The organism is Streptomyces sp. NPDC107581 (genome assembly GCF_055657175.1).
This window is the reverse complement of the sequence record NZ_JBVKBH010000008.1, coordinates 1-13,131: the sequence shown is the minus strand read 5'-3', so window position 1 is coordinate 13,131 and position 13,131 is coordinate 1. Positions and strand designations below refer to the sequence as shown.

12 protein-coding genes are annotated in these 13,131 nt (G+C 72.1%); 3 read left to right on the top strand and 9 right to left on the bottom strand.

Features of this window, described 5'->3' with window-relative positions:
• Window positions 1-34: 34 nt before the first annotated feature.
• The 4 genes from ACZ7P3_RS21450 to ACZ7P3_RS21435 form a co-directional block, all read right to left on the bottom strand.
• Window positions 35-718: an ABC transporter ATP-binding protein gene (locus ACZ7P3_RS21450; protein ID WP_472083928.1), complete on the bottom strand. Its 684-nt coding sequence runs from the start codon at window positions 716-718 to the stop codon at window positions 35-37.
• Window positions 719-842: 124 nt separating this feature from the next.
• A complete protein-coding gene (locus ACZ7P3_RS21445) occupies window positions 843-2,315 on the bottom strand; it encodes an ABC transporter permease (protein ID WP_472083926.1) in 1,473 nt (490 codons plus the stop codon).
• A 139-nt stretch (window positions 2,316-2,454) separates the two neighbouring features.
• Window positions 2,455-3,699 (bottom strand): L,D-transpeptidase, encoded by a 1,245-nt coding sequence (locus ACZ7P3_RS21440; protein ID WP_472083924.1) that lies wholly within the window; start codon window positions 3,697-3,699, stop codon window positions 2,455-2,457.
• Between the two features lie 222 nt (window positions 3,700-3,921).
• Window positions 3,922-4,269, bottom strand: coding sequence for a hypothetical protein (locus ACZ7P3_RS21435; RefSeq protein ID WP_472083922.1), 348 nt, complete (start codon window positions 4,267-4,269; stop codon window positions 3,922-3,924).
• Between the two features lie 110 nt (window positions 4,270-4,379).
• Here ACZ7P3_RS21435 and ACZ7P3_RS21430 point away from each other — a divergent pair, with 110 nt between their 5' ends.
• Window positions 4,380-4,742: a hypothetical protein gene (locus ACZ7P3_RS21430; RefSeq protein ID WP_472083920.1), complete on the top strand. Its 363-nt coding sequence runs from the start codon at window positions 4,380-4,382 to the stop codon at window positions 4,740-4,742.
• Between the two features lie 140 nt (window positions 4,743-4,882).
• Here the strand turns inward: ACZ7P3_RS21430 and hutH are convergent, their stop codons facing one another.
• From hutH to ACZ7P3_RS21415, 3 genes are all read right to left on the bottom strand, one after another.
• Window positions 4,883-6,421, bottom strand: a complete 1,539-nt coding sequence (gene hutH / locus ACZ7P3_RS21425; RefSeq protein WP_472084587.1) for a histidine ammonia-lyase — start codon at window positions 6,419-6,421, stop codon at window positions 4,883-4,885.
• A gap of 110 nt (window positions 6,422-6,531) precedes the next feature.
• On the bottom strand, window positions 6,532-7,686 hold the full coding sequence (locus ACZ7P3_RS21420) for a GGDEF domain-containing protein (RefSeq protein WP_472083918.1): 1,155 nt from the start codon (window positions 7,684-7,686) through the stop codon (window positions 6,532-6,534).
• A gap of 243 nt (window positions 7,687-7,929) precedes the next feature.
• A complete protein-coding gene (locus tag ACZ7P3_RS21415; RefSeq protein WP_472083916.1) occupies window positions 7,930-8,724 on the bottom strand; it encodes an enoyl-CoA hydratase/isomerase family protein in 795 nt (264 codons plus the stop codon).
• Window positions 8,725-8,940: 216 nt separating this feature from the next.
• On the opposite strand from ACZ7P3_RS21415, the gene ACZ7P3_RS21410 reads away from it, so the two are divergent.
• Window positions 8,941-9,567 carry a hypothetical protein gene (locus ACZ7P3_RS21410; protein ID WP_472083914.1) on the top strand — a complete coding sequence of 209 codons (627 nt, stop codon included), beginning with the start codon at window positions 8,941-8,943 and terminating at the stop codon, window positions 9,565-9,567.
• Window positions 9,568-9,592: 25 nt separating this feature from the next.
• On the opposite strand, the gene ACZ7P3_RS21405 is transcribed toward ACZ7P3_RS21410, so the two are convergent.
• Both ACZ7P3_RS21405 and ACZ7P3_RS21400 read right to left on the bottom strand, forming a co-directional pair.
• Window positions 9,593-10,711, bottom strand: coding sequence for an adenylate/guanylate cyclase domain-containing protein (locus ACZ7P3_RS21405; protein WP_472083912.1), 1,119 nt, complete (start codon window positions 10,709-10,711; stop codon window positions 9,593-9,595).
• A 1,062-nt stretch (window positions 10,712-11,773) separates the two neighbouring features.
• Complete coding sequence (locus ACZ7P3_RS21400; protein ID WP_472083910.1) at window positions 11,774-12,634, bottom strand: biotin--[acetyl-CoA-carboxylase] ligase; 861 nt, start codon at window positions 12,632-12,634, stop codon at window positions 11,774-11,776.
• 111 nt (window positions 12,635-12,745) lie between these two features.
• Between ACZ7P3_RS21400 and ACZ7P3_RS21395 the strand changes: the two genes are divergently transcribed.
• Window positions 12,746-13,131 (top strand): carboxyl transferase domain-containing protein (locus ACZ7P3_RS21395; protein ID WP_472083908.1); only part of this gene is annotated, 386 nt, incomplete at its 3' end.

Genomic DNA, 13,131 nt, shown 5'->3' with positions numbered 1-13,131 from the left:
GAAGTCCCGTGCGTCCCAACGGTGTTATGCGCCGTCAGGCACCCGCGTTCTCCTGCACGCTGATCCGGCCCTTGCGGAGGGTGGCCAGGCGTGGTGCCTTCCTGGCGATCGCGGAGTCGTGGGTGACCATGATGAAGGTCAGCCCGTGCTCCTTCCACAGGCGTTCGAGTACGTCCATGATCTCGTCGCGCATGCCCTCGTCGAGGTTGCCGGTCGGCTCGTCGGCGAGGAGCACCTTGGGCCTCTTGACCAGTGCGCGGGCGATGGCGACGCGCTGCTGCTGCCCTCCGGACATTTCGGAGGGCAGGTGGGACAGGCGTTCGCCGAGACCGACGGAGTGCAGCGCCTCGGCGGCGAGTTCGCGCCGCTCCTTCCCCTTGATGCCGAGCGGGACGAGGGCGGTCTCCACGTTCTCCTGTGCGGTGAGCGTGGGGATGAGGTTGAAGGACTGGAAGACGAAGCCGATGTTCTCGCTGCGGACCTTCGTCAGGCGGGCCTCGGAGAGTTGGGCCAGGTCGATGCCGTCCAGGACGACTTCGCCCGCACTCGGACGGTCGAGGCCGCCGAGCATCTGCAGGAGCGTCGACTTGCCGCCGCCCGTCGGGCCCTGGATGACCAGGCGGTCGCCGTCGCCGATGGTCAGGTCGATGCCGTCGAGGGCGCGGACGGTGTCCTTGCCCCTGGTGTAGTGCTTGGTCACGTTTCTGAGGTCGTACATGGTGGCTCCTGGGTGGGGTTCGGGGTGGTGCGGGTCGTCGTCGGCCGCGGGCCGGCGGGGGCCGGTCGCGCGGTGACCCGCGCCCCTCGGGCCGGCGGGCTCGCCGGATGCGGCCGACGCAGCGCTACTCCACGCGCCGCAGCGCGTCCGCCGGGCGGAGCCTCGATGCCCGCCAGCCGCCGAACGCTCCCGCGATCAGGCCGCCGGCCACGGCGAGGCCCACCGCGAGGACGATCGTCGTCACGCTGACCGGTGCGGTGAGCGCCACCTCCAGGGTCTTCGCCGCACGCCGTCCGCCGAAGCCGCCGCCACCACCGCCGAAGCCGCCCCCGCCGAAGCCGCCCCCGCCGAAGCCACCGCCACCGGTGCCCCCGCCGAGCTGCGCCTGCAGGGTGGGGCTGACGGCCGTGACGGCGTACGCGCCCGCCAGGCCGAGCGCGATGCCGAGGGCGCCGCCGACCAGGCCGTTGACGACGGCCTCGCCGACCACCTGCCGGGTCACCCGGCCCGACTTCCAGCCCAGGGCCTTCAGCGTGCCGAACTCGCGCACCCGGCGGGAGACCGCCGAGGAGGTGAGCAGACCGGCGACCAGGAACGCGGCCACGAGCACCGCGATGGACAGCCACTTGCCGACCTTGGTGGCGAGGGAGGACGCGGTGGACAGGGAGCCCGAGACCGTCTTGGCGAGGTCGGAGGAGGTGGTGACCGTCGTGCCCGAGACGTTCTTCTGGATCGCGCCCTTGACGGTGTCGATCTGCTGGGAGTCGGTCGCCTTGACGTAGACCGTCGTGACCTTGTCCTTCTGGCCCGCGAGGGTCTGGGCCTGCTGCAGCGGGATGTAGAGGTTGGCCGCCGGGTCGCCGCTGTCGGCGGTGGCGATCCCGATCACCTTGAACGCGACGCCCTTGACGGTGACGGTCGAGCCGACCTTGTACTTCTTCTCCTTGGCGTAGGCCGAATCGGCCACGGCCACCTTGGCGTCCGTCTCCGTGGCCGCGAAGGTGCGGCCGCTGGTGATCTTCGAGGAGGTCAGCGGCCCGAGCGCGGACTTGGTGACGTCCGTGCCGAAGACGCTGTACTGGTTGATGTCGAAGTTCGCGCCGCCGCCCCTGACCTCGCCCTGCGGCGCGCCGCTGCCGCCGCCGCGCCGGAACCCGCCGCCGTTGCCGTTCTGCTGGAACTGGCCGCGGGTGAACTGGCCGCTGACCTTGAACACATTGAGGCTCAGCCCGCCGACGGCCGACGAGACGCCCTTCTGGGCCGCGACCTTGGTGACGGTGGAGGAGGCCAGGGTGGTGAAGCCCTGGACCATGACCCGGTCGCTGCTCTGGGTGGACTTGTCGTCGTTGCCCCGCGCGCCGAACTGGAAGCGGGGCCGCTGCGAGCTGCTTCCGGTCGGTGTCTGTGCCTTGGTGACGGTCATGTCCGTACCCAGGCCGTACAGCGACTGGAGCACCTTGTCCTGGGCCTTCCCCATGCCGCTGGACACGGAGCTGACCACGATGACGAGGGCGATGCCCAGCGCAAGACCGGAGGCGACGACGAGGGCCGCCTTTCTGCGGCGGCGCAGTTCGCGCCTCAGGTAGGTGAAGAACATGCCCGCAAGCTAGGTACGGTGCGTGATGACTCGATAAGGCCGAAATAAAAGAAGCATGAGAAGCCTGTGACCATGCCCGGAAACACCGATGCCGCCCCTGGGGGCGGCATCGGAAGAGCTGTGGACCGGGTGCCGGACGTCAGACGGCCGAACCGGCCTTCCACTGGGCCCAGTCCATGTTCCAGCCGTTGAGGCCGTTGTCCGGGGCGACGGTCTTGTCGCCGGTGTTCTTGATGACGACCACGTCACCGGTGAGGGAGTTGTTGTACATCCACGCGGCGGGGGTGCTCGGGTCGTTCGCGCCCTTGGTGTCGGACAGGCCCACACAGCCGTGGCTGGTGTTCACGTTGCCGAAGACGGACTTCGCACCCCAGTAGTTGCCGTGCAGGAAGGTGCCGGAGCTGGTCAGCCGGATGGCGTGCGGCACGTCCTTGATGTCGTACTCGCCCTTGCCGTCACCGTCGGTGAAGCCCACGGTCGCGCCGTTCATGCGCGTCTCCTTGAACTTCTCGGACATCACCATGATGCCCTGGTACGTCTTGTGCTCCGGCGAACCGGCCGAGATCGGGATGGTCTTGACGACCTTGCCGTCCTGCGTGACCTTCATCTGCTTGGTCTGCGCGTCGACGTAGGAGATCTGGTTGCGGCCGATGTGGAAGGTGACCGTCTTCTGCTGCACGCCGTAGACGCCGCTCGCACCCTGGACACCGTCGAGCGCCAGCTTCAGCGTGACGGTGGAGTTCTCCTTCCAGTACTGCTCCGGACGGAAGTCGATGCGGTTGGCGTTGAACCAGTGGCCCACGACCTCCTGACCGCTGCTGGAGGTGACCGTGATGCCCTTCTGGACGGCGGCCTTGTTGGTGATCGCCTTGTCGAAGTTGATCGACACGGGCATGCCGACGCCGACGGTGGAGCCGTTCTCCGGCGTGAAGCTGCCTATGAAGCTGTTGGTCGGCGAGACCGTGGTGAAGGAGGCGTTCTCGTGGGCGACCCGGCCGGCGGAGTCCTTGGCCTCGGCGGCGACCTTGTAGGTGGTCGAGCGCTCCAGCTGGGCGGTGGGCCTCCAGCTGGTCCTGTCGGCGGACAGCGCGCCCGCGACGGCCTTGCCGTCGGCGGTGGTCATGGACACACCGGTGAGGGAGCCCTTGGCGACCCGGACGGCGGCCGAGTTGTTGATGGAGGCGTTGTCGGTGCCGTCCTTGGGCGTGATCGTGATCTGTGCCTCGGACGACTTCTTGGCCGCCGCCGCGTCGGCTTTGGCCTGGGATGTCTTGTCGTCGGCCGCCTTGGTGTTGCCGCCGCCGGAACATCCGGTGAGTGCCAGCACACCACCGAGCAGTGCGGACGCGACCGTCAGGCCCTTGCGCCGCTTACTGTCCGTCATCACACGCTTCTCCATCGTTGCCGAATACGTCAAACCCCGGGCCCCCGCCGGGGAACCTTCAAAAGTACGGCCGATCCGCCCCGTTCCACATGGCTTGTGGATGTGGGCCATCCCACGTCCGCCCGCGAGCGGGGTGGTGAGGAAGTCGTCCGTGCGCCCCCTGAGACGACGAAACCCCGGACGGCGGTTGCCGCCCGGGGTCATGGGGTACCCCCGGAACGCTCAGCCGATGCCGACCTCTTCTTCGTCGTCGTCCGCCCCATCATCCTCGTCCAGCTCCCAGTCCGGCGAGTCCGGGTCGTACTCGATCCGCTCGCTGGACCAGGAGGCCTGCTGGAGCTCCACTCCGGGCACCTCGCTGACCAGGTCGAACGGATCCACGAGATAGGCGAGGGCCTCCGCGGTGTCTTCCGTCACAGCCCCCTCGGCGTGAGCCCGCTCCTCCGGCGGCAGCTCCGGATCACCGGCGAGCCGGCGCAACGCGGCCTTGGTCAGCCCGTCCTCGTCCTGCACCTCGAGGACCAGCTCCACCCGAAGCCGTACAAACCGTGATGTCTCTTCAGCTCTCATGCCGGGAGCGTACGACCGAAACCTCCCGTGACTTTCCTGTGACCCGCGACTTTCACTAACATCGCCCCACACGGCCAATTCGCCAGCGCCACAAGGGGGATCGATATTCCGTGTCAACCGCTCGCCGTTCGCTGCTGACCGCCACCGCCGCGGGGACCCTGCTCTGCGCGCTGTGGTTCGTCCCGTCCGCCAACGCCTCCCAGGACGGACCGGCGAGAGCGGCGGCGCGGACCGGTGCAGCCACCACGGCGCAGACCGGTTCGGCCACCACGGCGACGCGGGTCGCCCAGCAGGCCCGGGCGGTGTCCGAGGCCACCACCACGGCCACCACCGAGGCCGCACAGGACACCACCGAACTCGCCGACACCGGCAGCTTCGACACCACGCCGTACGTCATCGGCGGCAGCGCGTTCCTCGCCATCGGCGCCGGATTCGTGGTGTATTCGGTGCGCCGGGAGCGCCTCGGTTTCTGAATTCCCCCGACGCCCGGGCGGCAAGGGCCGCCCCAGCGGTCAGGGCCCGGTCGGCCGGGCCGAAGTGACGCGGGAACAGCGGCGGAAGGGGCCCCGTCCTCCGGGACGGGACCCCTTTGCGGTCGGCTCGTGCGGCGGCTCTACCGCAGCGGCCCCGTGACCGGCTCCACGGCGGCGACGACACGGCCCCCGCGCACGAACGCGTCGGCGGCGGCCAGGTCGGGCGCCAGGAAGCGGTCGGGACCGGGGCCCTGCACCCCCGCGGCGCGCACGGCGTCGATCACGGCCCGGGAGGCGGGCGCCGGGGTCAGGCCCTCACGCAGCTCGATGGCGCGGGTCGCGGCGTACAGCTCCACGGCGATGATCCGGGCCAGGTTGTCGACGGCGGTGCGCAGCTTGCGCGCGGCCGACCAGCCCATGGACACGTGGTCCTCCTGCATGGCGGAGGACGGGATGGAGTCCGCGGAGGCCGGTACGGCCAGCCGCTTCATCTCGCTGACCAGCGCGGCCTGGGTGTACTGGGCGATCATCAGGCCGGAGTCGACACCCGCGTCGTCGGCGAGGAACGGCGGCAGGCCGTGGCTGCGGTTCTTGTCCAGCAGCCGGTCGGTGCGGCGCTCGGCGATGGAGCCGAGGTCCGCGGCGGCGATGGCGAGGAAGTCCAGCACATAGGCGACCGGGGCGCCGTGGAAGTTGCCGTTGGACTCGACGCGGCCGTCGGGCAGCACGACCGGGTTGTCGACGGCGGAGGCGAGCTCGCGTTCGGCGACGAGCCGGGCGTGGGCGATCGTGTCCCGGCCGGCACCGGCGACCTGCGGAGCGCAGCGCACGGAGTAGGCGTCCTGGACGCGCGGCGCGTCGTCCTGGTGGTGCCCGGTGAGCTGCGAACCCTTGAGCACGGCCAGCATGTTCGCGGCGGAGGCGCCCTGCCCGGGGTGCGGGCGGATGGCATGCAGCTCGGGCGCGAGGACCTTGTCCGTGCCGAGCAGCGCCTCCAGGCTGAGGGCGGCGGTGACATCGGCGGACTTGTACAGGGTGTCCAGGTCGGCCAGGGCCATGACCAGCATGCCGAGCATGCCGTCGGTGCCGTTCAGGAGCGCCAGGCCCTCCTTCTCGCGCAGCTCGACCGGCTGGATCCCGTGCTCGGCGAGCAGTTCGCCGGCGGGCCGGACGCTGCCGTCGGGGCCCTCCGCGTCCCCTTCTCCCATGAGGGTGAGGGCGCAGTGGGACAGCGGGGCCAGGTCGCCGGAGCAGCCGAGGGAGCCGTACTCGTGCACGACCGGGGTGATCCCGGCGTTCAGCACGTCCGCCATGGTCTGCGCGACCTCGGGACGGACGCCGGTGTGTCCGGAGCAGACGGTCTTGAGCCGCAGGAACATCAGGGCGCGCACGACTTCCCGCTCGACCCGCGGCCCCAGGCCCGCGGCGTGCGAGCGGACGATGTTGCGCTGCAGCTGGGCGCGCAGTTCCTGGCTGATGTGCCGGGTCGCGAGCGCTCCGAAACCGGTGGAGACGCCGTAGACCGGCTCCGGCTTCGCCGCCAGGGCGTCCACGATCTCCCGGGCCGCCGCGAGGGCCGCCACCGCCTCGGCCGACAGCTCGATGCGGGCGCCGCCGCGCGCCACGGCGAGAACGTCGGACGCGGTGACACCGGACGTCCCCACCACCACAGTGTGCATATCCATATTCAGGAGCGTACGCATTGAATGCGTTGATGTCACTAGTGGGGAACGGGTCCACCCCTTACCGGACCGTGTGCTTCGCCTCACGGTCCGCGCCCCGCCTCACCTCACGACCTCCGGCCGCGGAAACGACGGCGATCGGCATGCGCGGGCGGCGGTTCCAGCGGGGACTCGTCCGCCAACCGTACGACCGGATCGTCCGGCCCCTCCCGCCCGGCCACCACCGGCCGGTCCGCGCGCACGGCCTTGGCACGGTACTGCGCGGCGTCGGCCAGCCGGAACAGCCGCCGGGCGTCCCGCACCGGCCCGATCGGATCCTCGGTCGAGGCGACCCCGCACGCCACGCCCTCGCCCAGCTCCAACTCGGCCGCGCGGCGGCACAGTTCATCGGCCGCCTTGACCACGTCGTCGGCGGGCGGCCCCACCGCCAGCAGACAGAACTCGTCCCCGCCGAGCCGCGCGGCGAGCCCGCCCGGCACCATCGCCCCGCACAGCGACAGCACCGAGCCGAACCGCTCCAGCAGACGGTCGCCGACGGCGTGCCCGAGCGTGTCGTTGACCCTCTTGAGCCCATTGAGATCGCAGACGACGAGGCTGACGACCACCCCGTCCGCGCGGTGCCGCTCGACGGCCTCCTCCAGGCGCACGTCCACGGCGCGGCGGTTGGCGAGGCCGGTGAGGGCATCGGTGAACGCGAGCCGGCGGGCCTCCTCCAGCCGCTCGGTCTGGGCGAGTCCCGCGGCGACGACGGCGGCCAGGACGGTGGCGAAGTCGGCGTCCGCCGGCCCGAACACCGGCGCACCGACCGCACGGGCGACATACAGCTCACCCCAGGCCCTGCCGTGCAGCACGACGGGTGCGACCAGACAGCAGCCGCGTCCCCTGCGGCGCAGGGCGGCGACGCGGTGGTGGAAGTAGCCGGGGGTACCGGCCGCCGTGCCCTCCGCGGTCTCCACCCACGCGGTGGGTCCGCCCCCGCCCGCCCACCGCTCGTGCAGGAACTCGGTGATCTCCGGGAACTGGTGCACCGGATAGGCCTCGGCCTCCGGGAACTCCTCCTCGTCCGCCCGGCGCTCCCCGACGTTCACCAGGACCCGCAGCCGCCCCAGCTCGCGCTCCCACACCGACAGCGCGGCGAAGCCGCCGTCCAGCGCCCGGCACGCACCGAGCGCGGCGGCCCGCCACGAGTCCTGCGGCGTCCGGGCCGCCGCCATGCCCTGGGCCAGCGACACCACAGCGGCCAGCCGCTCGTCCTCAGCCATTCCACCAGATTAAGGAGGAAATCCGGCAAACGGTGAGACCGATAAGGCGATCAGGTGGCCGGAGACAATGTGGGCCGCGGTCGGCCCCCACCCACCACTTCCGACACTTCCGATCCCCACGGCCCTCGCAGACCGGAACCGCCCACACACCCCCGCACCCCCCGCACCCCCGGGGAGCAGCAGCCCGACCAGCTCACCACCACCACACCCACTCCACCCACTCCACTCACTCCCCCTCCCGGCTCACTCCCCGGGCCACTGCGGCTTCCGCTTCTCGTTGAAGGCCGCGACCCCCTCGGCCCGGTCCCCCGAGAACGCCACCGACCGCCAGGCCGCGTCCTCGACCTCCAGCCCGGCCCGCAGATCCAGCCCGTGCCCCAGCCGCAGCGCCCGCTTCGCCGCCCGCAGCCCGACCGGAGAGTTCCCGGCGATCCGCGCACCCAGCGCCAGCGCCTCCTCCCGGTCCCGCCCCTCCTCCACCAGCTGGTCCACCAGCCCCAGCTCGGCAGCCTCCGCCGCCTCCACCCGCCGCGCGGAGAAGATCAGCTCGGCCGCCCGCGCCGCCCCGACCCGCCGCGGCAGCAGCTGCGTACCGCCACCGCCCGGAATCACCCCCACGGACACCTCCGGCAGCCCCACCACCGCCGTACGGTCCGCCACGATCAGATCGCAGGACAGGGCGAGCTCGAAACCACCGCCCAGCGCGAAGCCGTGCACCGCCGCGATCGTCGGCATCGGCAGCTCCAGCACCCCGGTGTACGCACCCCGCGCCACCGGCCGCTGCCGCACCAGATCCGCGTCGCTGAAGGAGTTCCGCTCCTTCAGATCGGCCCCGACACAGAAGGCCCGCTCATGGGAGGAGGTCACCACGACCACCCGCGCCTCCCGGTCGGCGCCGAGCGCCGCGCAGGCGGCCGCGACGGAGCGGGCCATCCCGGTCGAGACGGCGTTCATGGCCTTCGGCCGGTCCAGCACCAGCTCCGCCACGTGCCCGTGCCGCCGCACCAGCACGAACTCCCCGAACCGCTCCTCGCCCATGACACCCTCCGGTTAACGCGGGTTAACTCACTGTCGGCCCGATCATCGCAGCCGTACCCCACCCCGGGAAAGAGCCCCTGAAAAGAGCCGATCCCGCCCGGCGTACTACGCCCGTTCGAGTGACATCCCGGCCGTCTCACCCCACACCGCCCACAGCAGCGCATAGCGTGCGCACCGCCACGGCGCGCCCCGGGCGCGCGGCGGGGAGGGAACCTCATGACACCGATACGCGCTCAGTCCCGTACGGCCGAGACGGACCAGCGGCCCGGGCCGGCGGCGGAGCCGACGCTGCCCGCCGTCCGCCGCGGCCGGCACCGCAAGCCCCGCCCCCGCAAGGTCCTGCTGGCCGCCGGCGGCCTGGCGCTCGCGGCCGGAGTCCTCAGCCTCGTCCGCGTCGCCCCGGACCCGGGGGTGGGCACCCCCGGCACCGCGGAGGCCGAGCCCCGGCTCGACCCGGGCGGCAGCGCCACGGACCGGCCGGCGGACGCCTCCGCCACCCTCGGCTCCGCCCCCACCCCCCGCCCCTCGGCCACATCCGCCATGGGCGGCGCGAGCGCCGACCCGCTGACCACGGCCACGACCGACCCCACGGCCGGAGCCACGGCAGGGGCCACCCCCACCACACCCCCCGGCAGCACGGACGCCGACGTCCCGACCACCATCCCGACCGGCGCCCCGTACCCGACGGCCACCGCGTCCGCCCCTCCGCCGCGCCCCTCGCCCACGACACCCACGCCCACCCGGGCCCCGGCACCGGCCCCGAGCCACAGCTCGCCGCCGCCCGCGCAGGGCGGCGGGGTGTGCGTGCCGGTGATCGGCCTGTGTGTGGACCTGCCGGGTTAGGCCCGGGAAGACGGGCCGACGGGATTCAGGACTGGTCCTCGCGGTGAGCGAGCAGCCATGGCTCGACCACGCCGAGCCCGCGCACCGGGCGCTGCCACATGGGCTGGAGCGCGAAGCGGTACGCCGGCGGCTCCTCGCCCTCCTTCTCCGCGGCGGCCGCGGCCTCGGCCGCCTCGGCCTCCGAGGCGGGGGCCTCACTGGTGCGGATCAGCTCCTGGGCGAAGGCGCTGTCGACCAGCACGGCGTCACGCGGTGCTATCGAGGTCAGCCGGGAGGCGAGGTTCACCGTCGTACCGAAGACATCGCCCATACGGGTGGTCACGGTGCCGAAGGCCATGCCCACACGCAGCTCGGGCATGGTCTCGTCGTTCGCCATCGTCTCGACCAGACGCAGGGCGATGTCCGCGGCCGTGCCCGCGTCGTCGGCGGCGTAGAGCACCTCGTCGCCGAGGGTCTTGATGAGCCGGCCGCCGCGCGCGGCCACCAGGTCGGCGGCGGTGGTCTCGAAGGCCTCGACCAACTCGCCGAGCTCCTCCTCCTCCATCCGGCGGGTCAGCCGTGTGAACCCCACGAGGTCGGCGAAGCCCACGGCCAGGCGCCGGTCGACCATCTCCTCGTCGTCGCCGGTCTGCACGACACGGCCGGCCGAGGCGGCGAGCTGGCGGCGCCAGACGTAGACGAGGAACTCCTCCAGCTCGGGCAGGAGCAGCTCGACGATCGGATAGGTGACCTCGGTACGGGTCATGCCCGGCTCCGGGGGCTCGGTCAGGCCCTCCAGGAAAGAGTCCATCTGCCATTCGGCCAGTCGGGCGGTGGTCTGTCCCGTGGACCGCGCCACCTGGACGGCCATGGCCTCACTGAGCAGCCCCGCCTCGACGAGACCGGCAAGACGCCGCAGAGCCAGCACGTCGGCTTCGGTGAGCGCCTTGGCCTGCCCGATGTCGGCGAACCCCATGGCCCGCCAGAAGCGTGAGGCCAGCTCCATGGAGACGCCGGCGCTGCGGGCGGCCTGAAAGGGGGTGTAGCGGCGCTCCGCGCCCAGGATGAGGTGTTCGAGACGCAGGGCGAGCGGGTCCTCGCCGGAGTCGGCGGCGTGGGGGTCCACGCGGCCGTCCGCGCCGGAGCCCGTGTCGTCGACGGTCACGCCTGTTGCCCTTCCGATCTGCCACGGTCAGGTATCGACCGGCCTCAACTCTACGGCAGCTGTGCGCCAGCTCACTCCGTTGGGTTGGCCCGACACCAGGTCATCGACACCACCCAGCCCACCCACCCCCACAACGAGCCACCCCGCACCCCCCAGAAAACAAGAGAAAAAGCAGCCACGCCACTCCCACCTCCACAGCCACACCCGCACCCACACCCGTAGCCGCACCCGTAGCCGTAGCCGTCGTAGCCGCAGCCGCAGCCGCAGCCGCAGCCGCAGCCGCCCACAGCGAGGCGCACAAGGCGAGGGCAACGAAACGAAAGGGGGAGGGGACGAGGGGACGAGGGGAACGCGAAACGGCGGGACGGCAGGACAGCGGGACGGCGAGACGGCAGGACGGCGAGACGGCGAGACGGCGAGACGGCGAGACGGCGAGACGGCGGGACGGCGGGACGGCGGGACGGGGAGACGGCGGGACGGCGGGACGGGGATCGGGATCTCCCCGCAGGCACCCACGGCGCGAAGGAACCGGGACGGCGGCGGCTCTCCACCCCACAGACGGCGTCACCCCACAGGCGGCGTCACCCACGGCGCAGAAACATGGGGGCCGCCCCATCCACGGTCGTCACCCATGGCGCGAAGGGGGAGGGCGCAGGGCGGTCGGGACGGGGAGGTCCACGCGCAGGCGCCAGACGCCCACGGCGGGAAGGGGACGGGGCGGGGGGTGTCCGCCCGCAGCGGTTGGCGCGTCAACACCGGAACTTCGGCAGACAACCGATTCCGCGCCGTTCCGAGGACGGACACCCCCCGACGCGGCCCCGACCCACCACCGCCCCGGGGCGCCACGCGCACCCCCACCCAGCCGCACAGGCGCCGCAGGCACAACCGCCACAGGCACCCCCACCCAGCCGCACAGGCACAGGCACCGTCACCGCCACAGGCACCGTCACCGTCACCCAGCCGCAGGCACCGTCACCCAGCCGCAGGCACCGTCACGCAGGCCGCAGGCGCCCCCACCCAGGCACAGGCACCGTCACCCAGCCGCAGGCACCGCGGGCACCGTCACGCAGGCCGCAGATGAACGATGTCCCCCGCCCCCACCGGCTCCTGCACCCCCTCCTCGGTCGCGATGACCAACCGCCCGTCCCCATCGACCGCCACGGCCTCCCCCACGATCGCCCGATCCCCCGGCAACTCGGCCCGCACCACCCGCCCCAGCGTCGAACACCCCGCCGCATACGTCTCCTGCAACCCACTGCCCACAGGATCCCCCCCAGCCTCCCGCCACCGCCGATACCACTCCTCCAGCGACCGCAGCACCGCCCGCAGCAGCGGATCCCGGTCCGTCCCCACGGCCCCGGCCAGCACCAGCGACCCCGCCCGGGGAACCGGCAGCTCCTCGGCCCGCAGCGTCACGTTGACACCGACACCGATGACCACACCGTCGTCCCCGGCCCGCTCCGCAAGGATGCCCCCGGCCTTGCGCTCCTCACCGCCCACGCTCACCAGCAGGTCGTTGGGCCACTTCAGCCCCGTGTCCACGCCCGCGGCCCGGGCCAGCCCGGTCGCCACCGCCACCCCGGTGAGCAGCGGCAGCCACCCCCAGCGTGCCACCGGCACCTCCGCCGGGTTCAACAGGACGGAGAAGAAGAGCCCGGAGCGCGCCGGAGCCGTCCACTGGCGGTCCAGCCGACCGCGCCCGGCGGTCTGCTCCTCGGCGACCAGGACCGCGCCCTCGCCCGCCTTGCCGGCCGCGGCCCGGGCCACCAGGTCGGAGTTGGTGGACCCGGTCCGCTGGACCACCTCGACCTGCGACCACAGACTGCCCTCCCGCAGCAGCCCGCGCCGCAGCGCCGCGGCGTTCAGCGGAGGACGTTCCAGGTCGGACCAACGGCTGTCGTCTGATGCATTGTGCGGCGTCATGCAAGTCACCCTAGGTGTGGGAAACGCCGCACTGCCGACACCGAGGCGCGCCACTACGCTACGGATGAGTAACCGTCCCCCCTTTTGAGCAGGCAGGGAGCCGCGATCCCGATGTCCGAGCCGGAAGAGATCGACATTCACACGACCGCGGGCAAGCTCGCGGATCTGCAGCGCCGTATCCACGAAGCGACGCACGCCGGCTCCGCACGCGCCGTCGAAAAGCAGCACGCCAAGGGCAAGCTGACGGCCCGTGAGCGGATCGAGCTGCTGCTCGACGAGGACTCCTTCGTCGAACTGGACGAGTTCACCCGGCACCGCTCCACCAACTTCGGCCTGGAGAACAACCGCCCCTACGGCGACGGCGTCGTGACCGGCTACGGCACCGTCGACGGCCGCCCCGTAGCCGTCTTCTCCCAGGATTTCACCGTCTTCGGCGGCGCCCTCGGCGAGGTCTACGGACAGAAGATCGTCAAGGTGATGGACTTCGCCCTGAAGAC